This is a genomic window from Xanthomonas nasturtii (assembly GCF_023337365.3).
GTDB classification, from domain to species: domain Bacteria; phylum Pseudomonadota; class Gammaproteobacteria; order Xanthomonadales; family Xanthomonadaceae; genus Xanthomonas; species Xanthomonas nasturtii.
Genome location: NZ_CP142084.2, coordinates 519,586 through 541,913 on the forward strand (window position 1 = coordinate 519,586; position 22,328 = coordinate 541,913).

Consider the following 22,328-nt stretch of genomic DNA (forward strand, 5'->3'; position numbering starts at 1 on the left):
GGTTAAGCGCGAGCCAGTTGGCGATGTCGCGCTCTACGCTGGCCGGTGGTGCAGAAGAACCTGCAGCTCCCCCAATCGGGGGCGTCGACGAACGCAGAGGCGACCGTAACAAGCGCCCTCCTCCCGGACTCGTGGGCGGCAATCTGTCGGCCGCCGATGTATTTTCGCGCCGTCGCGGCCGCGCATGCAGCGGGCTGAGTAAACCATCCACCGCAGCGGACGGTTCGCGTGGCGTCGTGTTTTCGGCAGGGGGGCGTTCGGTGGTGTCGTTTCGCGGACGAGCGCGAAGTAAGCGGCTTACATTGAACATGGAGATATACCTCGCAGATTCAGCAGACTGCATCGTCTTGTCACACGTAGGCTACTTCCCTGTGATCATCATCGCAGCGCGGAAGCGAAGATGTTGCGTCACCACGCGAATCAGGCGTTTGTTTGCAAACACGCCGCGGTCCTGCATGCCCCGTCCCTCAGTGCCCCATGAAGAGATGGACGATCTGATCGGCTTGCAGCGTCATAAACAATGTCCATCACAAGGACGAGGGCTACTTGTGAACCTCGGCAGCCCCGGACTGGCGTGGTTAGCTCGCCTGCCTCGCGCCGCTTTCTGCGCTTTTTTCGCCAAAATAGTTCGTCGGCGCATGCATCCCTTGGCGGCAGTGGCAAGATCTGTTTCCGCCGCATGAGACATGCCTGTGTCACCGTATGAGCATGTACTCATATGCAGCCGCTCTGTCCTGCTTTGTCACTGCGAGGCCGCATATTATGTCGCTCTACACGCTTTCGACCGGGAGTACCGCCGGTCTGCTTCCACCTCCAACCGATGACGCGTCGTCCCCGGAGTTGCTCGGGTCGGAGTTGGCCATGAACGAATCCGATCTGTTGCTGGCGATGGATACCCTGTTTTTGCTGCAGATTTACAACTTGATTGCCGCCGCTTACGGCAACACCCCAATCAGTGAGGCAGGCAGTTGCATTCCGGGGTTGGCCACGCCTTCAGCGGACGACCTTCAAGCCAGCCAGCCGATCGAGAAACGCACGTCCTGGCCGACGCTGCCGACTCCGTTCGATTCCAAGGACATCAAGGGATCCAAACTCCCGCCTGCGGTGGATGGATCATCGGTGACCTGGGACGGCGGCACGCTCACCCCATCGGAACTGCAGATTGTTTCGACACTTAATCAACACAAGGACAAGATGCCGATTGAGTTCAAAAAACTCAACGACAAGATCAATGACCCGTCCACGCCTGCCGATCTGAAGAGCGCGTTGCAAGGCTTGCAGAAAGACCCGCGTCTGTTCTTCGCCATCGGCTCGCAGGGAGACGGCAAATGCGGCGGCAAGATCAAGGCCGATGATTTGTGGGATTTTGCGGACCATCATCAACAGGTGACCGACCTGGGCGGGAAGAATGCCGAATTCAATCCCAAGAATATCAAGGGAGCGACGCCGCCTCCTGCCGCAGAAGGCTCATCGGTGACCTGGGACGGCGGCACGCTCACCCAGGCCCAGCTTGAGATCGTCTCCACGCTCAATCAGCATCGTGAGATGACGCCGATCGAGTTCGCCAAACTCGATGAAAAGATCAACGACCCGGCCACCCCGCCGGACCTGAAGAAAGCGCTGCAAGGCTTGCAACAGGATCCTGGCCTGTTCTTTGCGATGGCATCGCAGGGGCACGGCAAGCACCATCACGACGACCAAGGCAAATGCAATGGCACGCTCATTGCCGCCAACCTCTACGACTTTGCCGACCGCCATCCGCAAGTGACTGCGATGGGCGGCAAGAACGCAACCTATAATCCCGAAAAAATGAAGGGTCGCGACCTTCCACCTGCAGTGGACGGCTCGTCGGTCACCTGGAAAGACGGAACACTCACGCAGAACGAATTGGAGATCGTCACCACGCTGGATCGCCACAAGGACCAATTGCCGGTCGCGTGGGCCGATCTCGATGCGAAGATCAACGATCCGGCGACGCCGCCGGATCTGAAGAAGGCATTGACCGAACTGCAGAAGGATCCGCGGCTGTTCTTTGCCATTGGCTCGCACGGCGATGGCAAGTGTGGCGGCAAGATCAAGGCCGGCGATCTCGGCAAGTTCTCGGCCGGCCACCCCCAGGTCGCGGAGTACGCCAACAAGCAAGCCAAGGGCTACACGCAGAACTATGTGGCGTCGGACAGCCCGGACAAGACCCAGCCAACGGTCATGACCGAAAGCGACGCGATGCGCGAGTTCTATCGCTACTCGGACTATCTGCCAAAGCATCTGAACCAGGACGCGTTCAAAAAATTGGTCGAAGGCGAGAGCGACACCAAGAAGTCCCCACCGCAGGTCATCGCCGCCGCACAGTACTTCCGCGATCATCCCGATCAATGGAAGGCCTTGGCGGGAGACTCGGGTTCGATGAGCACCCCGGATTTCCTGCAGAAATCCGCATCGCAGATGCACCTGACCGCGCCCGAACTGAAAACCCTGGACACCATCAATAGCCATCAGGATGCGTTCTTCGGCGATGGCAAAGAGGTCACCCGCGACAAGCTCGACACGATCATCAAGGACGACAAAGCCGACCCCGCCGTGCGCGACGCCGCCAAACAGCTGTTGGGCGATCCGCTGCTGTTCGGCTTGTTGAACAATTCGATCACCGGTTACAAGAAGCCCCACAGCTTCTTCGGCGGTGGCCATGTCGTCGACTCGGGCAAGATCAGCAAGAAGGACTTTCAGCAGTTCTACGAGCATATGACGGTGGCCAACAAGACCGTGGAGAAATCACCCGCGCACGCGGCCACATCACCCGACCAGCAGAAGGCCGTCGCGGACATGTTGATGGGCAAGGCCGATCAACCGGAGATCAAGAAGAAGAAGAAGGACATCGGGACCGTCGGCAAGGGATTGCATGAGTTCCTCAAGTGGGACAGCAAGATCTTGGACTGGGCGTCCGTAGGACTGAGTGCGTTGAACGGCATCCCCATCATTGGCGAGTTTGCCGATGCAGCAGCGGTGGCACTGGAAGGCGAAGCGCAGGCGGCACAGGTCCTCGACACCGCACTGCAAGGTGGCGACATGTCGCTCGCGTGGAAACTTGCCGGCATCAACATGGCGGGGGCGGTCGTTGGCGCAGTCGGCGGACCTACGGCCAGGCTCGCGGCCAAGGGAGCAGCCAAAGGGGTCGCCGAGGGCGCAACCAAGGTGACAAGCGAGAGCGCGGCCAAGGGCGCAACCAGGGGGGCAACCAGAGGCTCGACCGTGGGTGCGGCCAAAGGAGGAGGTAAGGGGGCAGCCGAGCGGCCAAAGCCCACTGATGCGGTTAAAGGCTACTTAATAGGAAGTAGCATTAGTAAATCGGTAGAAATACTCAAGATGCCCGTGTTGGCGGGATTTCACTATGAAGAGGTGCAATTGGACAAGCAGAGAAAAAACGGCGAAATCCGCCAGAATCTGGAAGACGCAGGCGGAGTGCCGTTGGGGAAGCAGATTATCCCGAAGGAAGTTGCGTACAAATTCGAGGCGGACACGAAGGAAAACCTCAGGAATTTGAGGGCACGCCGCAGGTAGCGAACGTCTTCGAGCGATGATCTTGTGCAACGGAGCTGCAATCAAAGGAATCGCTCGATTGGCCAGGCAAATGCGGACCGAGAATTTGTAATTTCGAGGCAACGCTCCTCAAGTCGCTGTGTCCTGGTGCAGGATTGGGCTGAGACAGTTGCGCTGCGTTGTTCGCCCGATGTCTCCCCGATGCTGATCGCTGCACCCAGTTCGACCATGCGTGCGACCCTGAAATGCATCAGACCAAGAGAGGCAAGCAGTGGCCAACCATCTGTTGTTTGCGGACTCATGCGCGACGAATGACGCAGGTCGCGCTTGCGCAGTTTCCAGGATTCCAAATTCGTGTTCGGCGCGAGTGGTTCGCAGCGGCTCGCTCAGCTATGTATCCCGATCCAGATACTGTGCCCTATCGGATTGGTGCATTGGCAACTCATCGCATTTTTCCCCGGAGAGACTCAGATGACGTTGGAATCAGGAAATCTTCACTCAGCGAACGACACATTTTTCACCAGCCTGGGAGTCCGTCTCGGATTGCCTGAGGAGCTTGCGCAGCAACTTGGCCAAGGCGAAACCATCCTTGGTCCTGCGGGCATGCTGTGCCGTGTCCACGGGCAGATGCAGCAGGGCGAAATGACCGCGTTTCCGGAAGTGATCCTGCCATTGGCCGCACGCGAGCTCGGCGGCGATGAGGTAGTGACGCTGCTGGCGCTGCAGGAACAATTACTGACGCATTACGGATGGCGGCTCACGCTCTCTGATCTTGGGCTGCTGTGTGTCTGCCCGCTGCTGCTTGAGGGCACGCCCGATGCGGTGGCCAATGCGCTGGAGCGCGGGCAAGTGGTCGCACGTGTGGTGCTGGACGCGCTGGTGACGCAGGCCGGCAGCGCGGCGGAGGTGGCCTCATGAAGCTCACCAGCGGCATTGGGACCTCTGCCAGCGGCCGCGTAACCTCGCCTGCCCCCACACAGCCAACGCAGGCCGAGGAGGCCGTTGCAGTACGGCAGACGCGGACTCCAACCGGGCCGCTCGCGGGCTTATGCTCTCCGGACCCGGTGTTGCGTGCTCGTCGCGCGGCGTTTTCACGTCGCGTGACCACCGACGCAAGTCATGCCGAGTCCTCGCATGGCGCATCCCATCGCTCGGAGTCCTCGCATTCGTCGCATTCGTCGCTGACGGATGCAGCGTTTTACACTCCGCCGCTAAGCCCCGGGTCCTCGGTCAGCGATGTGTCGGACGCGCCTTCCGATGCAGCGACCTATGCGCAGCGCAGCGTGTCGACAGCCGCTGACTTGAAGGGGCAGATACGTGCACGCCTGGAAAAACTGCCATTTGCAGCGCCGTCGGAGGAGCAGGAGGCGCTGCAGGCGGCGTATCTGGAGTGGGCGGACGCGCGCGTGCATGAACGCATCACGGCGTTCGGGCCGGATGCCGGATACCAGATCGTCGGAGACATGAAGACGGCAGGCGCAAAGGCAGCGTTGCCGATCGCCTACGAGTGTCTCAGGGCCTTCTTCATCGGCTCAATGCGGGCTCCGTTCGGTCATGCCGCGGGCGCCGCCTACGACAGTTCGCGCCCGCCCGGTTCGGAGACGGTGAGTACGGAAACGCTGTCCGGTGCAGTGGCGGGCCTGATGTCCTATACCAGCGATACGTTGCTGATCCCGGCAATGGACCGTCGCGCGCGCGTTGCGAATTTGCCGCGTTTTCAGGCCATTGACCCCAAGATCCTGGTGCCCGATCCGCCGCCGGTTTTGCTGGAAATCACCTCCGAAGGCAAGCGTTTCACGCGTCCCGGCGAGGGCAACGCACCCACGCTTGCAGAACTCAAGGCACAAGCCTACGACCGCCGCCAGGGGATCACCCAATGGCAGTCGACGTTGGACGGCAAATCCCTGGATACCTTGTTGCTCAAGCCGACGATCAATGCAGGATTCAACGCGGCGCGGCGGACTTCCGACGACCCGGGCACGCGCACGCCGGCTGGCCAACTGGGATTGAGCGCGCTCGCTACCGGCGGGGCGGGGGTCGTGCAGAAGGCAATGCTCGAAACCGGCAAAGCCGTGGCGCGTACCGGACAGATGAGCGTCCCCGACCTGCTGGGCGGGCAGCAACGACTCAATCTGTTTTCGCTGGCATTGCCGGACAAAACGCGCAGACCTGCGCGGTGGTCCGATGCGGTGCATTTCCCCACCTATTTGCTGGAGATCGGGAAAGAAGGCCTGGCGTTGGCAAGGCAGGCCTTGAGCACGACCAACGCGGTCACCACTGCGGTGCGCGATGTGCTGGGCCGCCACATGCTCAGCAATGTGCTGACCAATTTCGCCTCGCTCGGCGCTGGCCGTTTGATCGCCGCGCCGTTGCGTGGCGGAAATGAAAACGGCAGCGTTGCAGGCGAAGCACCCAACTCCACCGCCACGGTGGTGCAACAGGCCGCGCACGCCCTGTTCAACGATACGGTCTGGGATGCGCTCAAGGCCAAGAACGGCGCAAACACCAGCCAGGCGACGCGACTGGATCAGGACCGAGCCGCCGCCGCAGACAATTATCAACGCACGATTGCACGCACGCTTCAGGCGCTGGCCGAACCCATCGACCAAGCGATTGCAGCGTTTTCGGCGCCGACACCGGCGGAGATTGCGCGTGCCCTGGAGGAGGGAGTAAGGCCCTCGCCCGCACCGGGGCCGCATGCGGAGAAATTGCGTGGAGCTCTGGAAACATTGCGCGCGGAAATCGCCGCCCAGTCGGTCTCGATCGCGACCATCGACACTGTGCGCACTGGGCTGCACGACGGGTGGAAGGAAATGTTCAGCGGAGTGCAACGCAACGACGTGACCAGCACACTGGATACCGAGTTAACGACGCTCAGGCATGCATTGCAGCAGAGCGAGGAACTTCGCCAGTGGGAAAATGGCCGGCCATGAGCGATCGATTCCGCAATTGATCCAGGTGCGTAGTGCACAGCACAACGACAGACGCAGCCGCCGTTGCGTCTGTCGCTTGTTGGTGGCCCCGGTGACGGTCTGGTGCCCGGCTTACGTGCGATCAGTGGATGTGGAAGGGGGCCGTTCGGCGCGCGGCACCGCCTCGTACGCCGGCCATTGACCGACGGTACGCATTGCTTCGGCGATGCGGTTGCGCTGGCGTTTGATGACGAAGTCCACGCCACGTTCTTCGGTCAGTTTTGCCTTCTCGCGCACCAGCAGCAACGTTGGCTCCCACACGGCCGGCTGCTGCAATAGATCGTCGAAGGCAGTGCGCTCGGCGAGCGCGCGTGTGTGATCTCCAGCGTCCTGCGCCATCAGTGCAAGCGCCCGGTGCACGTCCAGCAGCGGCGCTGCGGCGCTGCGTAACACCTCGTCGGCGAACAGCGCGGCCAGCGCGTTGCCATCGGCGAAGCGCTTGGCCTGCTGCATGAAATGCTCCAGTTGCAGCTCTGCCAGCACCGGCTGCAAGGTCAGGTCGACGTCGTTGCCCAGCTTGACCAGCCCGTAGTCGGCCCAGCGCTCCCACTGGGTGCGGACCAGGCGTTCGAATGGTGCGAACTGAGCGAAGTCGCTTGCGCGATCGCTGCGGGTCGCATCGATTTCGCCACCGAACTGGAACAGCGTGCAGAACGCGGTGGCTACCTCCGCGCTCACTTCGGTGGCGTAGCCTGCATCGATTGCCGAGACCGTAGTGCTGGCCGCAGGCGTTGCCGATGTGCCTTCGTCTCGATGCTGGGCAAGTGCGAGTTGCGCGCCGGCCGTGAGGCGTGCGGCCGCTTCCACCCGGCGTGCGGCAGTGGCGTCGCAGTAGTGGGTGGTCATGTAGCCGGCCACGCTCGTCGACGTCCAGCCGAGGTCCTGGCGCGATCTGACCCCGAGCCCGAGCGAGACACCCGCGCGGCGGCCGTGCGCATCGCCTGCGCGCAGCCCGGCGCTGACGCTCGCGCTGCACTCGGTACCCTGGCCGACGCGTGCGGCCTGGTCGATCAGCCCGACGCTGGCTTCCGGATGCTCGGCCAGCAACGCATGCATCCAGTCGGTGTCGGGTGGCTGTGCGGAAGCATCGGGTGTTGCGCGGCGGACCAGATGCTCCAGCATGCGCAAGAACGCCTGCAGCAACTCCGGCTCGCGGCCCTTGCCGAGCCGAGGGATGCGGATCTGCAGGCCGTCTTCCACGCCGGTCTCGCGCCGATAGCGCCAATCCGCAGCGGCCGAGACCCCTGCTGCGGCGTAGTCACTGTCTACATCGATGCCGTAGCCGACAGTCAGGCCGGCGCCGAGTTGGCGCTGTGTCGCCGATTGACGACTGATCTGCAGGTACAGGCCGGTACGCCCCATGTAGAACTCCAGGCAGGCATCGCGATTGCACTGCACGCTGGCGATCAAGCGCGCGCCCAGACCGAAGGCAGATCCCGCGAGCGCAGCGGCCGCCGACAGCGGTGCCAGATTGGCGCCCCAGGTCCGTTGGCAGGTCATCCGCCAGCGGTCGCGCCATTCCAGGTGTGAGAGCATGTCGCGCAGCAGGTCCAGCAACGAGTCGGGGTGGGCGAGTGCACCGGCGCCGGTCTGCTTCAATAACTGCAGGGTCTTGTCCACGGCAGCATCGAAATGCGCCAGGCAGTCGTCTGCATGTGCGCGCCACAATGCGGCCTGTGGCGAGAGATCGCTCGGTTGCAGCGGTGCGGCCTGGTCTGCGTGTTCCGCTCTCCCGGCACGCAGGCAGGTGCGCAACAGATCGAACGCCGCTGGCGCGCTGCAGTGGCCGCTCTGCAATTGCTCCCAGGCACGCTGCACTCCTTCCGGTGGCGCTGCCTGCACCACTGCACCGCCCGGGGCTCGGGAGGCCTGTGCCTGATGGTGGCTGTGCAGCGCGGCGGCACGTTCTCCGATGCGTGCCAGGGTGGCAGCATCGAAGACCATGCCGTTGCGGTCCACGTCCTCATCGACCCACTGCACTAGTTCGGCAGCTGCCTGCCAGCTCAACTCCACATGCGATGGAATGTGGCCCTGTGGGCGGGCCGCATGTACTGCGCCCTGGTAATCGATCAAGGCAGCGCAGGCGTGCTCCAGGGTCAGGTTGGCACGCCGACGTGGTGTCGGCAGTGCGGTGGCCGATGCGACCTCCAGCCCCTCCGACAAGGCATGCAGCGGATTGGGAGCGCTCGCGTGTGCGCCTGCAAGCTGGGGCGAGGTGGCACAAAGCACCGCCTCGCCAAACGCCTGCAGGTGGGCATTTGCGCGTGCATACGCCGAATCGGCAGCACGTGACTCGTAACCGTTGCGCAACGCGTGGTAGGCGGCGCGTTCGTCGCTGCTGCAGGTCTGCAGCGCCTGCGCCGGGTCGGCCGCGTGCAGGGCACGACCGGCCGCGCGTCGCGCATCGCTCAGCCAGCTCCGTGTGGCGGCATCGTCCACAGGCGTGGCGCGCAGCAACGCATCGGCTCGCAACGCAATGCGTGCGATGTCCTGCCGGCCCGGATCGGCGGCAGGCTCGTGGCGCACCTGGATCAACTGGTTGAGCACCTGCCGTCCGCGCGGTATGCGCGACAGGGTCTCCAGCCAGCGTGTTGTGGCTGCCTCGATCGCCGCGCGGGGAATCCCGGAGCGCTCATCCATCGCCGCACTCGGCCGTACACCGGATTCCTCCGGGTCGGCAGGGATCAGCGCACTCCAGGTGCTGTTGTGGACATGGTCGAAGGTGGCAAGCACCAGCGCCACCTCCGCGCGGTTGTCGCCGAGCACACCGGCCACGGCCGAGCGCAGCGCGCCAAGTGCGATGGCCACGATCCCCGCTGCAGGCACCGCCTGGTCTCCGAAACGCGTGGTGGAGAGCCCGTTCGCCCATGTCGACAAGCGCTTGCGCAATACAGTGGCCGCAGCGGCATCGGTTGCGCTAGATGCGGTCTGCGCGATCTGCGCGGCTATCAGCGCGGCCGATGCGGTCTGCAGCGCCTGGCTGGCATTCAGATCGTCGGCAACTGCGCTGCCAAGCTCTTGCTCGAGCGATTGTTTAAGGCCCGATAGCGCCGGAAGCAGTGCACGCAGATCGTCGGCCTGTGTAGCGGTCTCGAACAGGTCGCCAGCCACGATGTGTGCAGACTGCAGCGCCTGCGCCAATGTGGTGTCGAGGCTGGCGGCGCGCACTTGCAGGCGCTGCAGCGAGGCCTGTTGTTTCTCGCGCAGGGCAGACAGGTGGCGGGCGTGTTCGTGCAGTTTGCGGATGCGATCCAGTTCTGCTTCGTGCTTGAGCATGTCGCGCAAGCGCGGACGATGATCCCTTGCAGCAGGCGCGGGCATGGCCATCAGTTGGTCCAGTTGCTCCTGCAGCTGTTGCTCGGTGCGCGCCAGGCGCTCGCTGCACTTGGCGATGTGTTTGCGTAGTAGCACGTTCCAGGTGGCCAGCACCTGTTGGCGTTTGCGGATGTCATTGGCACGGTCGGCCAGGCGCGGTGCGCGTCTGGCATGCAAGCCGGCGGCTTGCTCCAGGCGATCGAGATGCAGTAGCACCAAACGCTCCAGCGCTGCGGCCTTGCGCCCAGCGATCCGGGCGTCGTTTAGCCGCTGCGAGGCAGAGAACGCCGCTATCTGCAAAGGAGCGAGTGCGTGCCAGTCGCCGGGATCTGCCTGGGCCGGCGGCGCAGGTTGCGCAGGCGTGCCTTGGTAGCGCAGCAGGCGCGTGTGGTCTGGAGTGGCCTGCCGGGCGATGCCGACGGCCGTACCAGCGAATTGGGCGAGCTTCTGCAACGACTTGCGCACGCCGCGCAGCCTGCCTGCCTCGCGTGGCGCAGGTGTGTCATGTACGGTGCCGGTAGCAGCTGCGGTGTAGCGATGTACCCGTGCGGCCACATCCGCTTCTGCTGCGCATGCTTCGGACTCGGCCGCTCGTCCATCCAATTGATGCAGTCGTTGATGGGACTGCTTGTGCGGCGCAGGCGTACCCGCATGCGCGGTACTGCGGCTGTTACCAGGCAGCCCGAATGTCACGTTGGAAGGGCGTATGCGGGTCACCCTCTACACCTCGCGTGTTGCGTTGCCAGTGCCGATGCCCGGCAGATGCGGCGCAGCAGTGCATTTGCCGGGCGCGATCGACGTGCAACGCTGGTGTGCGGTGCGATCAGCCGCTGTAGGCCTTATGGCCGATACGTGTCGCGCCTATTGCCTGGGAAGCGTTCGGCACAATCGCCTCGCTGGGCGCATCGGTCTTCAGGTTCTTCAGCGTCACCGTCGCGCCGGGCGCATCGGTACGGAACACCGCTTCCTTGACCTGGTTGAACTGGCAATTCTCGACCAGAAGGTGCGAGTCGATATCGGTATGCCCACCGTTGGTACGGAAGACCTTGCCGGCACCCTCGACGGTGTCGCCCGACATCACCACGTCGGCGGCGGCGTTGTCCTGCACGACCTTGTCGGCAGCTTTCTTGAACGTGCAATTGATGATCTCGACCTTGGGGCGGCCGCTGACCTCGGGGCTCCCACCGGCAATGCGCGCGTCATGCTCACGGTTGCCCTGGCCATCGATGGTGACCGCATCCTCGCTGACATCTTCGTTGACGCAGTTGACCATCTTGCCGCTGCCGATGAAATGCACACCGTCGCCGCCGCCTGTCATATGGACGTTGCAGAGGCTGCCGCCGTCCTCGACGATGAACAGGGGTTGCTGGTGCTCGTCTTGATCGCCTTTGCCCAGGCAGGGGCCGCCGACGTAGGTCTGGCCCTTGCCGTCGAACACCTCGCCCTTGTGCACCACGATGGGCTTGTTCTGGACGCCGGGCGGCGCGGTGACGACCTTGCCGGCAGGAAGCGGCGCCTGCGGGCCGGTCGGGCCTGGCGTGGCGGGAGTACCGTTGGTGGGCGTGGGCGTAACCGAATGACCCGGAGTGGTGGGCGATGCGCCGTTGCCGTTACCCGTTCCAGTGCCGTTACCCGTTCCGGAGCTGTTGCTGCCATTGCCACCGGTGTTGCCATTGCCAGTACCGCTGCCGCTGCCGTGTTGCCCGCCGGTGTTGGTGGAACACGAAGGATTCGATGGCGGCATAGACGGTGTCGGATTGGGGGTGGTCGTGGGTTGACCATCACTGGAGGGCTGATACTGCTGTCGCAGCATGTCCTTGAGCATGCGTTGCATGCAGTACACCAGCATGCTCATGATCACCGCAGTCAAGGCCTGCTGCTGCGAAGGGGAGAATGAGCACGACTGTAAGTTCGCAGTGGAATGTGAGGGGATGGCAAGATTCATTGACGAGTGTCCTTGCAAGGGAGGAATGGCGAACGAAGTCCTGCGCTTGGAAATAACGGATTGGCAGCGTGGCGATGTCCTGCAGCGCAGCGGATCAGCAAGTCGCCGACAGCGTGCTGCGCAGTGCTACATGGCTTGCTAAAACAATGGGCATGTAAGGCCGAGCACCTCACGCGCGTAGCCACAGATAATTTCCGGTTGCGATTCCTTCGAACATTTCGTCGTGTGAAATGAAGATGTTGTTGTTCCAATAGCGGCCATGCTCGGCATAGTGGGCGAGCAGATCGCAGATCCATTCGCCGTCGACGTCGTCGTACAGCGGAACACGCACGATCAGCACGATCACGCCAGCATCGTTCAATCCGAGTTGCGCCTGGTCCTGTGCGTACACCGTCAAATTCGCCTCCAGCAATAGCCGGAAGACCATCAAGGTGCGTCCTGCAGGTGCTAGGCCATAGGAGATGCGTAGGTACAGCGCTTCTTCTTCCGGCGCTTGCTGCGCTTCATCGTCGGTCTGGGCTGCAGGCATGTGCAGATAGACTTCAAACCCTTCCACCCAGAGCACACGACTGCTGAGCACCGCCTGCACATCCGGCAGGTCCAATGCTTCGCACATCTGCTCAACGATCGCTTCGAATCGGGTGCTGCTCATCTGTCGTGCGACATGCGCAGGGCCATGCACCGGCCCTGCGCATGTCAGGCCCTATTACTGGCCAACCAGCTGCTTCGCGTTGTCGCCTGCCTTGCCGATGAATTTATTGAGCGCCACGTTGAAGTCAAGTTCGTTCTTCTTCGCGGTCAGGTAGTTGTTCATGCGCTCCTGTGCTGCGGCTGATTTGCCAATGCCACCCATCAGACTATCCATCTGATTGTCCGAGGTCTGAGTGGTAGTGTGATTGTCAAATCTGCTTGTAAGGTTTGATCCAAACAGATCCCCGGCCTGGCCCAATCGCGGCAATATCGATTGTAAATTTGACATATAAATACTCCTTAGCTAAAGAGAAGTAACGTGGAGCGCTTGTCGGCGCGTTTTGCTTGACCAAGGTGGCCAAGGAACTCGATGGTCAAGGCATGCTGGCGATGTGCGCGACGATGTCGCGCGCAGCGTTGACGCCGTCGTGCAAGACAGTGAAATCGTTGCGCGCAGCCTGATCGCTCGCGGCGGACCAGTGCACACGGAGTTGTTGCGCTGTCGCGTGCAGCGCTGCCTCCATATTGCGCAGTCGCTCACCGGAGAGATCCTGTGCCTTGGTCTGCAAGATCTTGCTCATATCCTGGATGACCGTGTCGGTCATGGTATCGAACATGGTGCGGTTCTCATGGCGCCGCTTGCTGCGGCAGGGAAGTCAGGTGCTTGGTGCCGTCCGGCGTCTCCACGTAATGCAGTCCGTCGGCGAGCAGGGCGGCGTCGTAATTGGCGGGCGGTTTCACGGATGGGTCTTGCTGAGTGATCTCCACATGCAGCGTGCGGATTTCCGGGCCCAGGTCGCTGCGTAGATCAGCGATGCGTCGGGTCGCACGCTCGGCGTTGTCGCTGCTGCCGGCAATCGAAAACACACCATTGCCGTCGTAACGCACGCTGAGGTCGCGGTCGGCCAAGGTGTCGCGCAGCGTTGCCAGTACCTCGTCCACCACCACCACATCGACCGTGACGGCCTGCTGGTACCGATTCAGCCGCGCGCGCAGGCGAGCCGCATCCGCGCTGCTGGTCACCAGGCCTTCGACCCGCACGCGCGTGCCGACCTGCTCTACTCGCGCTTCGCGCAAGCCCAGCTGCTTCAGCACGGAACTGACCTCATTGGCCCGGTTGTCCTGACGTTGCGGGGTGGCCGCGTCGGAGAGAAACGCTGGTTGCAATGAGGGCAGCAACGCTGCGGCGGCTAGCGCTAGCACGGCGCCCACCACTGCACGCACTGCTTTGCGCCTGGGTGCGCGCGTGGCCGGCGTCGGGGCTGGGGAAAGCAGCCGCTCCAGCAATGCCACATCGTCTGGCCAATCGGATGCAGAATCGCCAAGGCACAGCACCAAGGGACCAAAACGGACTGGGTGCAGCGCGATAAACGATGTCGTTGGCAACGCGTCGCTGCGATAACGCACTTGACCATCATGATCCACCTCGATGATGAGCGAGCAACCAGGCCAGTCTTCGATCCGGATATCGGCCTGTGGGTCGGTACCCAGTACGTAACTCCCTGGCTCCAAATCTAATCGTGCGCCGGCATGGATTCCCGTCAGCACGCGAAGTTGCATGGTCATGCGCGAATCTCCCAAGCGGCCCGCTCCGGGTGCTCAATCAACAGCGTGTCCAAGCGTGTGATGGCGTCCGCACGATCGACGCGTTTACGCGGTTTTTCCGCGTTGAGCAGCACCAGCGGCAGCAGTAGATGGAAATTACGCAGCGCTGGGGATGGCTCCGGTTGCGCCGGCACCAGATCTACCAGAAGCTTGCGTAATGCCTGGGCGTTTTCCGCAGAGGTGGTCGCGCTGCCGGAGAGCAGGTGCTCGCGCATCAGTCTCCAGACCATGGCCGTCAACGATGTGGTGGCCGGATGGGCGATTCCGATCGCGCGCAATTCGACCAGGGCGACCGCAAGCGCGCGTTTCTCGGTCATCGGGTCTGCGGCGCGCGTCGCCGCGTAGCGGCCGAGGACGCAGTCGATGCTTGCACGCACACCGGGGTCCGATTGCAGCGGCGATGTGCCCGACCAAACAGCTGCCTGCGGATCGCCGGCATGCGCGTTGCCGCCCTCGCCGTGCTGATCCTCCTGGCCTTGCCCCTGGCCCTGTGGTTGTGCGATTGCGATGCTGACACGGCCACGCAGCACCGACACGCGGGCCGCTTCGTCTTCTGCCTGTTCGGCGGCGTCGAGCTCGCCGTCCTGGCCATCCAGCGAGCGCATGCCACGTCGCCGCTTGCGCGGCGGAGCGGGGCGCAGACGCGGCCCATGCGTTACGGCGTCGGCGAGTGGCTGCACACTGGTGTGCGGCGCATCGGCATGCTTGTGCGATACGCTGGGCGCGCTCGAAACCGACGGCGGCACGGAACCTGGCGGAATGCGCCGGATCATGGAAATGCCGCCTGCATCAGCGCTTGGCCGAACTGCATGATCGCCGAGGCGCCCCACGGCGCGGTGACCGCAATGGCAGCCACCACAACCACCAGTTTGAGCGCGAACGAGATCGATGCGTCCTGCAGTGACATCACCGCCTGGATGAAGGCGATCAGCAGCCCGGCCAGCGCGGCGACGCCGACCACCGGCAACGACACCTTGAGGCACAGCAATAAGGCTTCGGAGGTGAATCGAACAAGATCGTCTTGGTCCATGCCGTCACCGATAACTCAGAACCAGGCCGTGGATCAGCATGGACCAGCCATCCATCGCCACGAACAACAGCAGTTTGAATGGGATCGCCACATTGGTCGGCGTCACCTGCGAAAGCCCCATCGCCATCAATGCATTGGCCACCACCAAGTCGATGACGATGAACACCAGATACAGCAGAAAGCCGATGCGGAACGCCTCGGTCAATTCGCTGAGCGTGAATGCCGGTGCCAGCACGAGAAGATCGTCAGCCTTGAGCGTGTCAGCCTTGTCCTTGGGCCAGATCTGCTGCGCAGAACGCATGAAGAAAGCCTTTTCGCGCTCGCGGGTGTGCTTGAGCAGAAACTGCCGAAATGGCTCGCGGCAGGCGTCGAGCAAGACCACCACGCGGCTGTTGTCTGCCCCGGCACTGTAGTTCTGCGCGGCCTTGAATGCCTCCATGCCCACTGGCGCCATCACAAAGCAAGACACCAGCAACGCGACGCCGTTGAGCACCATGTTCGGCGGCACCTGCTGCACGCCGATGGCATTGCGCAGCAGGCCGAGCACCACCACGATCTTGGTGTAGGAAGTGACCACCATCGCCGCGAAGGGCAGCAACCCCAGCATGATGACCACCAGCAGCAGCGACCCGACGTCAGGCATCTGCATGCGTGGTCTCCGCCATGCTGAGGATCTGCACGCCAAGATGGTCGCCCACGGCCAACAGCCTGCCGATGCCGATGGTCTGGCCGTAGACCACCAGGCGGACGTCGGCCTGATCCACCGGCACCGACATTTCGAGGATCTGGCCGGGCTGCAGGCCCGACAGCACCGACAGCGGCAGTGCCAGCTGGTCCACTTCCAGCTGCACCGGCAGTTCCAGTGCTGCTACATCGGTGGTGGGTGGTGAGGCCTCTTGCTCGGAGATATCGTGCTGCATGGCGGGTGTGGTCTCCAGAATCATCTGTTGCAGGTTCAGGCGTACCGGGGCACGCAAGACTGCGCCTCCCGTTATGCCCCAGAGCAGTTCGCCGCTGCGCAGCGGAGCCGAGGCAATGCCGTGCAGCAAGACATCGCCCGTGCGCAGCGATTGCAGCAGCGCTGCCGATGCGGTGCGCTTGCCGATGCGCAGGCGCGTGTTCACCCGCAGTGCGGCCAACCAGGCCGGCAGAGGTGTTGGCATCGTCAGCGCAGCATTGGCCGCTTGCAGTGCGGCAAGCAGGAGTGGGCTGGCGGTCTCGGCGATCGCGTCGATGTCGCCAAGCGTGATGCCGATGCCGGGGGAATCGGCGGGCTCTGCATCGCGCTCGAAGGCGACGACCTCGGCATTACCCAGACCGAGCGGTGCGAAAGCGCTCAGGCAATCGCTCAACAGCACCCCGGCAATCGACACGCGCAGTGCCTCGTCGGCTTCGTTCAACAGCAGCGCCAGACCATCGCGTGTGGCGATCCGCAGATCCATGCTGCCGCTGTCCAACTGCAGCCGCAGCCGCGCCGCGTCCACGGCGTGGATGCCGCGGCAGTGCGTGATGAAGCCGCAGCGGAGTGCGGCGCGCGCATCACCGAGCAACCTGCCCAGCTGCGCGCGCGCGGCCGGTACCTGCCTCAGTGCCTGAGAGAGGGTACGTGCCGGTGGAGCTAGGCCTGGATCGGTTGGCAAGACGGGATCCCTCCTTATGGCGATGCTGCCGCGTGTGCGGCGTCAGACAACCTCGATGCTGAGCTGGAGCGTGTCACTCAGCGTGGCCTTCAGTGCGGTATCCAGGCGCTTCTTCTCGGTGCAAAGTACCTCGCGCGCGTCCGGCGAGCCGGTGTTGAAGCGAAGCGATAGCTGGTCTGGCGAAAGCCGCAAAAACAAGGTGGTTAGCGCAAGCAGGTCGTGGTTGATGTCCAGCCACGCCTCCCAGGTGCCTGCGCCGCGTACCTGCGTGGCGTTGCAGAACTCGGCCACGCGCAGCGCGATGTGACTGATGGCCATCTGCGCGCGCTGAGTGCGGATCCACTCGGTAGCGATCTGCCGCCCCAGCGCGTCGCTGTCATTGCCTCGAGCGATCTGTCGATGGTGACCCTGATCGAGACACAATGACGGGTCGCTTCGCACCTGCGCAGGGTCATGCTCTTCGTTTGCCACATCCACATCCACATCCACATCCACATCCACATCCCCAGCATCCTCAACGTCGGGCTGCGGCGGATAGTCGTCGCATTCCTGCGGCAACAGAGCGTCCGGTACCGCGAGCTGCGCGCCAGTCAAACGTCGTCGTAATTGCATGAAGTTGGCGCGTTGCGCCAGCCGCAGCGGCGTTGCCGGAGCCGCCGGCCGCAGCGGTGCACCGGCGAGCGGCAGGATGCGCACATGGCGGACAGGCGGCTTGCGCATCAGGCGACCACTCTGCCGATCGGCTGCAGCTGCACCTCCGCGCCCAATTCCTGAAACGAATAGACCTCCAGCCAACCCAGCCGCGCCTCGATCATACGACGCACATAACGGCGCACGTCCATCGATGCGACCACCGCCAGTGGATGCCGCGCGTGATCGCCCACGATGCGCTCCACCTGCTCGACGAGCTGACTGGCCTGCTCCGGTGGCAGGGCCAGGAAATTGCCGGCCGGAGTGGCGCGAATCGACTGCCGGATCAGTTGCTCCACAGCATGGTCGAGCATCACTGCAGGCAGGTTCCCGGTGCCTGCGGTCGCGGTATGCGCAAGATAGCGGCCGAGATCGCAGCGCACATACTCGGTGAGCATCAGCAGATCCTTTTCCTTGGGCCCCCACACCACCAGACTCTCCAGAATGCTCTTGATGTTGCGCACCGGGACGCGTTCTTCCAGTAGCCGTCGCAACACATCGGCGATGCGCTGGGCCGGCATCGCCTTGTTGACCTCGGCGACCAGCCCGGGATAGTCCGCGCCAACCTGTTCAAGCATCCATTGCGTCTCCTGGATGCCGACGAACAGGTGCGCGCGTGCATGCAGCGGCGCAATGGCCTGCTGGGCCAGTGCCTTTTGCATGTCTGCGGTGTCGCTCAATTCGGCACGGGTCTCGGGCACGTCGTGGATCAACACTTCGTACTGCAGGTCCTGCAGGGATTCGCTCTGCCATATCGCGATCCCCGGGAACGGCAACCCTAGCAGCTCGACCAATTGCCTGCGCTCGCTTTCGATCGCCTTATCCAGCAGCGTCGGATCGAGCCTTGCAGCCAGTTGCGGCGACAGCCGCATCGACAAGGGCGAGGCGAAATCGGGCGCGCTTTTGCGGATGTGCGGCGCATCGCCTTTGGCGCCCTTGCGGCTGGTCGATGGCAGCGTCGGTTGGTCGGTGCCGCTGATGTCGCGTTGCCTGCGCCAGATCGTGTAGCCGCCGGCACCGACCGCCGCCGCCAGCAGCAGGAACAGCAGCGCCGGAAATCCCGGCACGAACGCAAAGCAGGCCAGCAGCACGCTCGCTGCCAGCAAGGCGCGCGCGTTGCTGGTGAGCTGGCGGCCGATGTCGAGCCCGAGCGAGCTGATCTTGGTCTCGTTCTCGTTGGCCACGCGGGTGATCATGACGCCGGCCGCCACCGAGATCAGCAGCGAGGCGATCTGCGACACCATCGCATCGCCCACCGACAGGATCGCAAAGCGGTTGGCGGCCTCGCCCGCGCTCATGCCGTGGTAGGTCACGCCGACCACGATGCCGGCCAGGATGTTGACCATGGTGATCACCAGGCCGGCGATCGCATCGCCCTTGACGAATTTCATGGCGCCATCCATGCCGCCGTGCAGTTGGCTCTCGATGGCCAGCCGCGCGCGTTTGTGGCGTGCTTCGTCCGCGGTCAGATTGCCGCCGCGCAGGTCGGCATCGATGCTCATCTGCTTGCCGGGCATCGCATCCAGGGTGAAGCGCGCGCCGACTTCGGCAACGCGTTCGGAGCCTTTGGCGATCACGATGAACTGCACCGTGGTGATGATCAGGAACACCACCAGGCCCACCACCAGATTGCCGCCCACCACCAGCTCGCCGAAGCTCTCGATGATATGGCCAGCCTCGGCGTGCAGCAGGATCGATTTCGTCGACGCGATGTTCAACGACAGCCGCAGCAGCGTGGTGAACAGCAACAACGAGGGAAACGACGACAGCGAGATCGAGTCGGGCACGTACATCGTGACCATCAGCAACACCACGCTCAGGGTAATGTTGATGCCCAGCAGCGTATCGATCAACGGGGTGGGCAGCGGCAGGATCATCAAGCCGATGACCGCGACCACCAGGGCGGCGATCGCCACTTCGCCGCTGTATGCAAAATACCGTGTCAAGCGCATGCGATCTCCTAGCAGGACAGCGGGCTGCTGCCGTCGTCGTGGTCGCGGCCGAGTTCATCCACCCAGCGCAACACCACCGCCACCGTTTCGAACAGCGCCTCGGGCACAGCGTCGCCCAGTTCGACCTGATGCAGCGCACGCGCCAGCGGTGGATTGGCCACGATCGGAATGCCGTGGTTGTGCGCAAATGCGCGCAGTTCCAGCGCACCGTCGTCCACACCCTTGGCAACCACCTGCGGCAGGCCGAAGCCGTCCGGCTCGTAGGCGAGTGCGACCGCGTAATGGGTCGGATTGACCACCATCACCTTGGCCTTGGCGACCCGTTCGCGCGGGTCGCCGAACACCAGTTCCTTGGCAAATTCCTTGCGCTTCCCCTTCACTTCCGGGTCGCCGTCGCTTTCCTTGTGTTCGCGCTTCTGCTCGTCCTTGCTCATGCGTTTGTCGCGGATGAATAGCCAGTGCTGCACACTCCAATCCGCTGCGCCAACCAACACGAACACCAGAACCGCCAGGGAGCACAGCGTGCCCAGCGTACGCCAGCCGATCTGGGCGATGTCAGGCGTAGGCTCGTAGGCAAGCCCGATGATCATCGGCATGAGAGCGCGTATCCCGAACCACAGCACCACACCGATCAGGATGGCCTTGACGCCCAGCTTCAGCAGGTTGATGAGACTGCGTAACGAAAAGAGTTTTTTGACGCCGTTCACGGGATTGAGCGAATCGAACTTGGGCGTCACCGGTTTGAGCGAGGCATTCAGACCGGTCTGGAGAAAAGTGCCGATCAACCCGGCGGCGAGGCAGGCGACCAGGAACGGCAGTATCAGCAACACTCCCTGGATGGCGATGCGACCGAGCGCGCGGTTCATGGCTGTTGCATCGCGTGTATTGGCGGTGAAATCGAAGCCGATCGACATCAATGTGCGCATGTGCTCGACACAGTAACTGCCGGCCAGTTTCATCACCAACAGAGCACCGAGCAGCACCGCAGCTGCGGTTACGTCCGGGCTGATCGGGATTTCCCCATCCCTGCGCGCGTCCTGCAGTTTCTTTTCGGTCGGCTTCTCGGTCTTCTCATCCGACATGGTGCTCTCCGGCCGCTGTCACTCCGTGCGGATTGTGGTTGAGCCGTTGCCCGACAATTCGCTTCTGAGGCGAACGTGTGCGCAGGTCGGCGAAGTCAGTAAGGTTTGTTCGCCAAAGTATTCCGATGTTCGCTTCTGAAAACTTCTGCTGGGCGCGGACGCGTAGCGTTATGCACGCATGCTGTCCGCAGCCATTGAATGACGAGGTGCTGTATGGAAAAGATCGAATGCCCCGGCGCGGTCGTGAGTGGTCTGATCGAGCTGATCACGGTCGGGCTGACCCACGAAAAAATCGACGAGGCCGCAGCGGTGCTGGCCGCAGTTCGGGTGCTGCGGCCGGAGCTTAAGGCGCTGGATACCTTCGATGCGTGGATTTCGATCAAACGCGGCAATTATCTGGAGGGCGCCCGCCTGCTGCGTGAGCTGGAGGCCGATGCGGGTTCCAAGCCGTTGTGCAAGGCCTTGTACGCGTGCTGCCTGTTTGCAGTGGGCGACCAGTCGTGGCATGGCATTGCAGAGGGGCTGATCGAAGAGGACGCCGATGCCGACGCGGTCGGCCTGGTCAAGGCGCTGTCCGGACGCTACACCCCGACGCCCGAGCCAGTGGAGGCGCAGATTGAATCCCCGGTACAGATGGAAGTTCCCAACGCGCAGTACTTGCGCGCCTGAGCATCGCCAGACCCGACCCCGCCGGAGCATGTCATGACGCTCATTCCACCCGTCCCACCGATCACCGCAGGTAGCGGTGTTTCCACGCAAGCGTTATCGCCGACGGCGGCGGCGCCGAACCAGGCGCTAGTCAACCGCTTTCAAGCGTTGATGCAGTCTTCAAGTCCGTTGCCGCCTGCCATGCAGCGTGTGGGAGAGCCCAGCATGATGAGCCGGGTGATCGATGTGCAGAATGATGGCGTGCGCACCATGACCGAGCATATCGATGCCTTCAGCATGCAGGCGCCAACCATGGGGCTGCAGGAAATGACGGCGCAACAGATAAAGTTGATGCACGAGCTGACGATGGTCGGCTTCAACCTCAATGTCAGCGTCGGCGTGGCGCAGTCGGGCAAGAACGCCGTGCAGACACTGTTCAAGAACCAATAGCATGCGCGCGCTCAGATGCATGGTGGTGTTGCTGGTGGCACTGCTGCTGTCTGCCTGCAGTCAGCAGCTGTATTCCGGGCTCACCGAGAACGATGCCAATGACATGCTTGCGGTACTGCTGCGCGCCGGTGTGGATGCGGAAAAGGTCACGCCGGATGATGGCAAGACCTGGGCGGTCAATGCACCGCACGATCAGGTGTCGTATTCGCTTGACTTGCTGCGCGCGCACGGCATGCCGCATGAGCGGCACTCCAATCTCGGCGAGATGTTCAAGAAAGACGGCCTGATCTCCACACCTACCGAAGAACGCGTGCGTTTCATCTATGGCGTGTCGCAGCAGCTGTCGCAGACCTTGTCGAATATCGATGGCGTGATCGCAGCCGACGTGGGAATTGTGCTGCCCAACAACGACCCGCTCTCGTCATCGGTCAAGCCCTCCAGCGCCGCGGTGTTCATCAAGTTCCGTGTCGGCAGCGATCTGACCAGTCTGGTGCCTAACATCAAGACCTTGGTGATGCACAGCGTGGAAGGACTGACCTACGAAAACGTCAGCGTCACGCTGGTGCCGGGCGGTGCGGAGAACGATGCGCAGTTCGCCGCATCGGCGCCGCCACGTACCTGGCCTTGGCCATGGCTGGTCGGAAGCGCGCTGGCGCTGTGCGTGGCGGTTGCTGCGGCAGCGCTGTATTGGTGGCCGAGCGCCGATGCGCGCCGCTGGGGCGGCTGGCAGCGCCTGCGCGCGTTGACCAGAAAAAATGCCGGTTGAGGTCAGCGG

19 protein-coding genes are annotated in these 22,328 nt (G+C 63.0%); 6 read left to right on the top strand and 13 right to left on the bottom strand.

The genetic code is table 11. The annotated features are described in order from the left end of the window. Positions 1-762 precede the first annotated feature (762 nt). The 3 genes from M3O59_RS02240 to xopF1 all read left to right on the top strand — a co-directional run bounded on the left by M3O59_RS02240 (position 763) and on the right by xopF1 (position 6,467). Positions 763-3,555: an HrpF/NolX family T3SS translocon protein gene (locus tag M3O59_RS02240; protein ID WP_283161594.1), complete on the top strand. Its 2,793-nt coding sequence runs from the start codon at positions 763-765 to the stop codon at positions 3,553-3,555. 450 nt (positions 3,556-4,005) lie between these two features. After that, a complete protein-coding gene (hap3, locus tag M3O59_RS02245) occupies positions 4,006-4,452 on the top strand; it encodes an Hpa3 family type III secretion system protein (RefSeq protein ID WP_249046969.1) in 447 nt (148 codons plus the stop codon). Beyond that, on the top strand, positions 4,449-6,467 hold the full coding sequence (gene xopF1, locus M3O59_RS02250) for a type III secretion system effector XopF1 (protein ID WP_249046963.1): 2,019 nt from the start codon (positions 4,449-4,451) through the stop codon (positions 6,465-6,467). Before hap3 ends, xopF1 begins: the two co-directional genes overlap by 4 nt. 111 nt (positions 6,468-6,578) lie before the next feature. On the opposite strand, the gene xopZ is transcribed toward xopF1, so the two are convergent. The 13 genes from xopZ to sctU form a co-directional block, all read right to left on the bottom strand. Continuing rightward, positions 6,579-10,538 carry a XopZ family type III secretion system effector gene (gene xopZ, locus M3O59_RS02255; protein WP_116906337.1) on the bottom strand — a complete coding sequence of 1,320 codons (3,960 nt, stop codon included), beginning with the start codon at positions 10,536-10,538 and terminating at the stop codon, positions 6,579-6,581. 106 nt (positions 10,539-10,644) lie between these two features. Next, positions 10,645-11,670, bottom strand: coding sequence for a pectate lyase (locus M3O59_RS02260; protein ID WP_373419008.1), 1,026 nt, complete (start codon positions 11,668-11,670; stop codon positions 10,645-10,647). A 265-nt stretch (positions 11,671-11,935) separates the two neighbouring features. Next, positions 11,936-12,418 carry a CesT family type III secretion system chaperone gene (locus M3O59_RS02265; protein ID WP_064631945.1) on the bottom strand — a complete coding sequence of 161 codons (483 nt, stop codon included), beginning with the start codon at positions 12,416-12,418 and terminating at the stop codon, positions 11,936-11,938. A gap of 54 nt (positions 12,419-12,472) precedes the next feature. Next, positions 12,473-12,745, bottom strand: a complete 273-nt coding sequence (gene hrpE, locus M3O59_RS02270; RefSeq protein WP_082925772.1) for an HrpE family protein — start codon at positions 12,743-12,745, stop codon at positions 12,473-12,475. Positions 12,746-12,830: 85 nt separating this feature from the next. Then, positions 12,831-13,073, bottom strand: coding sequence for an HrpD6 family protein (hrpD6, locus tag M3O59_RS02275; RefSeq protein WP_064631947.1), 243 nt, complete (start codon positions 13,071-13,073; stop codon positions 12,831-12,833). A gap of 10 nt (positions 13,074-13,083) precedes the next feature. Beyond that, positions 13,084-14,022, bottom strand: coding sequence for an HrpD5 family protein (gene hrpD5 / locus M3O59_RS02280; RefSeq protein ID WP_249054672.1), 939 nt, complete (start codon positions 14,020-14,022; stop codon positions 13,084-13,086). Beyond that, the gene (locus M3O59_RS02285; protein WP_249054670.1) at positions 14,019-14,834 is read right to left on the bottom strand and encodes a 4-hydroxyphenylacetate catabolism regulator HpaA; all 816 of its coding nucleotides are present in this window, start codon (positions 14,832-14,834) and stop codon (positions 14,019-14,021) included. Before M3O59_RS02285 ends, hrpD5 begins: the two co-directional genes overlap by 4 nt. After that, positions 14,831-15,091, bottom strand: coding sequence for a type III secretion system export apparatus subunit SctS (sctS, locus tag M3O59_RS02290; protein ID WP_064631953.1), 261 nt, complete (start codon positions 15,089-15,091; stop codon positions 14,831-14,833). The genes M3O59_RS02285 and sctS overlap by 4 nt, the downstream gene beginning before the upstream one ends. 4 nt (positions 15,092-15,095) lie before the next feature. After that, on the bottom strand, positions 15,096-15,740 hold the full coding sequence (gene sctR, locus M3O59_RS02295; protein WP_064631955.1) for a type III secretion system export apparatus subunit SctR: 645 nt from the start codon (positions 15,738-15,740) through the stop codon (positions 15,096-15,098). Beyond that, positions 15,727-16,680: a type III secretion system cytoplasmic ring protein SctQ gene (gene sctQ / locus M3O59_RS02300; protein ID WP_181920612.1), complete on the bottom strand. Its 954-nt coding sequence runs from the start codon at positions 16,678-16,680 to the stop codon at positions 15,727-15,729. Before sctQ ends, sctR begins: the two co-directional genes overlap by 14 nt. A gap of 93 nt (positions 16,681-16,773) precedes the next feature. After that, the gene (gene sctP, locus M3O59_RS02305) at positions 16,774-17,451 is read right to left on the bottom strand and encodes a type III secretion system protein SctP (protein ID WP_116906333.1); all 678 of its coding nucleotides are present in this window, start codon (positions 17,449-17,451) and stop codon (positions 16,774-16,776) included. Then, complete coding sequence (locus tag M3O59_RS02310; protein WP_064631959.1) at positions 17,451-19,373, bottom strand: FHIPEP family type III secretion protein; 1,923 nt, start codon at positions 19,371-19,373, stop codon at positions 17,451-17,453. Before M3O59_RS02310 ends, sctP begins: the two co-directional genes overlap by 1 nt. A gap of 8 nt (positions 19,374-19,381) precedes the next feature. Then, positions 19,382-20,455: a type III secretion system export apparatus subunit SctU gene (gene sctU / locus M3O59_RS02315; RefSeq protein ID WP_116906332.1), complete on the bottom strand. Its 1,074-nt coding sequence runs from the start codon at positions 20,453-20,455 to the stop codon at positions 19,382-19,384. A gap of 213 nt (positions 20,456-20,668) precedes the next feature. On the opposite strand from sctU, the gene M3O59_RS02320 reads away from it, so the two are divergent. The 3 genes from M3O59_RS02320 to sctJ are packed head-to-tail and all read left to right on the top strand — an operon-like array spanning position 20,669 to position 22,319. Then, positions 20,669-21,124, top strand: coding sequence for an HrpB1 family type III secretion system apparatus protein (locus M3O59_RS02320; RefSeq protein WP_064631963.1), 456 nt, complete (start codon positions 20,669-20,671; stop codon positions 21,122-21,124). A gap of 33 nt (positions 21,125-21,157) precedes the next feature. Continuing rightward, complete coding sequence (locus tag M3O59_RS02325) at positions 21,158-21,553, top strand: type III secretion protein HrpB2 (RefSeq protein ID WP_064631966.1); 396 nt, start codon at positions 21,158-21,160, stop codon at positions 21,551-21,553. 1 nt (position 21,554) lies between these two features. After that, entirely contained in the window at positions 21,555-22,319 is a 765-nt protein-coding gene (sctJ, locus tag M3O59_RS02330; protein ID WP_064631968.1) for a type III secretion system inner membrane ring lipoprotein SctJ, read from the top strand. Positions 22,320-22,328: the final 9 nt, after the last annotated feature.

What these genes read in the sequence shown, in the direction of transcription:
- xopF1 (WP_249046963.1), top strand. Translation starts at nt 4,449, where the DNA reads ATGAAGCTCACCAGCGGCATTGGGACCTCTGCCAGCGGCCGCGTAACC.
- sctJ (WP_064631968.1), top strand. Translation starts at nt 21,555, where the DNA reads ATGCGCGCGCTCAGATGCATGGTGGTGTTGCTGGTGGCACTGCTGCTG.
- sctR (WP_064631955.1), bottom strand. Translation starts at nt 15,740, where the DNA reads ATGCAGATGCCTGACGTCGGGTCGCTGCTGCTGGTGGTCATCATGCTG.
- sctP (WP_116906333.1), bottom strand. Translation starts at nt 17,451, where the DNA reads ATGCGCAAGCCGCCTGTCCGCCATGTGCGCATCCTGCCGCTCGCCGGT.
- hrpD6 (WP_064631947.1), bottom strand. Translation starts at nt 13,073, where the DNA reads ATGTTCGATACCATGACCGACACGGTCATCCAGGATATGAGCAAGATC.
- M3O59_RS02285 (WP_249054670.1), bottom strand. Translation starts at nt 14,834, where the DNA reads ATGATCCGGCGCATTCCGCCAGGTTCCGTGCCGCCGTCGGTTTCGAGC.
- hap3 (WP_249046969.1), top strand. Translation starts at nt 4,006, where the DNA reads ATGACGTTGGAATCAGGAAATCTTCACTCAGCGAACGACACATTTTTC.
- M3O59_RS02265 (WP_064631945.1), bottom strand. Translation starts at nt 12,418, where the DNA reads ATGAGCAGCACCCGATTCGAAGCGATCGTTGAGCAGATGTGCGAAGCA.
- hrpD5 (WP_249054672.1), bottom strand. Translation starts at nt 14,022, where the DNA reads ATGACCATGCAACTTCGCGTGCTGACGGGAATCCATGCCGGCGCACGA.
- sctU (WP_116906332.1), bottom strand. Translation starts at nt 20,455, where the DNA reads ATGTCGGATGAGAAGACCGAGAAGCCGACCGAAAAGAAACTGCAGGAC.
- M3O59_RS02320 (WP_064631963.1), top strand. Translation starts at nt 20,669, where the DNA reads ATGGAAAAGATCGAATGCCCCGGCGCGGTCGTGAGTGGTCTGATCGAG.
- sctS (WP_064631953.1), bottom strand. Translation starts at nt 15,091, where the DNA reads ATGGACCAAGACGATCTTGTTCGATTCACCTCCGAAGCCTTATTGCTG.
- M3O59_RS02260 (WP_373419008.1), bottom strand. Translation starts at nt 11,670, where the DNA reads ATGCTGGTGTACTGCATGCAACGCATGCTCAAGGACATGCTGCGACAG.
- M3O59_RS02325 (WP_064631966.1), top strand. Translation starts at nt 21,158, where the DNA reads ATGACGCTCATTCCACCCGTCCCACCGATCACCGCAGGTAGCGGTGTT.
- hrpE (WP_082925772.1), bottom strand. Translation starts at nt 12,745, where the DNA reads ATGTCAAATTTACAATCGATATTGCCGCGATTGGGCCAGGCCGGGGAT.
- M3O59_RS02310 (WP_064631959.1), bottom strand. Translation starts at nt 19,373, where the DNA reads ATGCGCTTGACACGGTATTTTGCATACAGCGGCGAAGTGGCGATCGCC.
- M3O59_RS02240 (WP_283161594.1), top strand. Translation starts at nt 763, where the DNA reads ATGTCGCTCTACACGCTTTCGACCGGGAGTACCGCCGGTCTGCTTCCA.